We start from the raw sequence: 924 nt of genomic DNA, 5'->3' as shown, positions 1-924 counted from the left end.
CCGCTGGAACGGCAACGCGTCGGGCTTCCTGCCTTCGTGGGTCGTGATCCCGAGCGACATCCTCGGCGCGATCCGCGGCTGGTTCGGCGGTGAGACGAAGCCCGCACTTCCGGCCGCGGCGCCGAGAGGCTGAGCTCGACGCGACCAAGCTGTTAGCGACCGGCGAGCCGAGAACCGGGCGTCAAACGCTCAGGACGATCTTCCCGAAATGCTCGTTCTTCCTCATGCGCGCGAGCGCGGCCGGCGCCTCGGCCAGGGCGTAGCGACCGTCGATCGGCAGATGGAAGCCCCCGGCCACGATCGCCGGCCACAGGTCGGCCCGGACGCGCGCGGTGATCGCGCGCTGCTCCTCGATCGACCGGGTGCGGTTGGTCACGCCGATGTAGCTGATGCGCTTCGTTGCATGCAGGTCGAAATCGAACTCGCCCCGGCTCCCGCCGAGGCGGCCGACATTGACGATGCGCCCCAGAACGGCCGCGGCCTGCAGGTTGCCGTTGGCCACCGGGGCGGAGACCTGATCGATGATCACGTCGACGCCCCGGCCACCGGTCGCCGCTCGCACCTGCTCCGGCCAGGTCGGATCCTTGGTGTCGATCGCCAGGGTTGCGCCGAACTCGGGCAGGCGCGCGCGGTGCTCGGGGCTTCGCGATGAGCCGATCACCGCCGAGGCTTTCCGCCACCGGGCGATCTGAAGCCCCATCAGCCCGACGCCGGAACTCGCCCCCTGGATCAGCACGGTCTCGCCCGGCTGGAGGTGCGCCTGCGTGAGGAGGGCGTCGTGCATCGTCTGCAGGGCGACCGGCAGGGTCGCGGCGACCTCGAACGATAGGTCCGCGGGAAGCGGAAGGGTCCGCCCGTGATCCGCCACGGCATACTCGGCGTAGCCGCCGGCGCCGGAACACATGACGCGGTCGCCGGGATGGA

The 924-nt window shown here is 70.8% G+C and carries 1 protein-coding gene; it reads right to left on the bottom strand.

From position 1 onward, the window contains the following. Positions 1-181: 181 nt before the first annotated feature. A partial coding sequence (locus tag MKL01_RS00025) for a zinc-binding dehydrogenase (RefSeq protein ID WP_243903203.1) occupies positions 182-924 on the bottom strand: 743 nt, incomplete at its 5' end.

The organism is Methylobacterium sp. J-070, assembly GCF_022829385.1.
Lineage (GTDB): Bacteria > Pseudomonadota > Alphaproteobacteria > Rhizobiales > Beijerinckiaceae > Methylobacterium.
The sequence above is the reverse complement of the archived record's forward strand: the minus strand, read 5'-3'. Positions and strand labels throughout refer to the sequence as shown.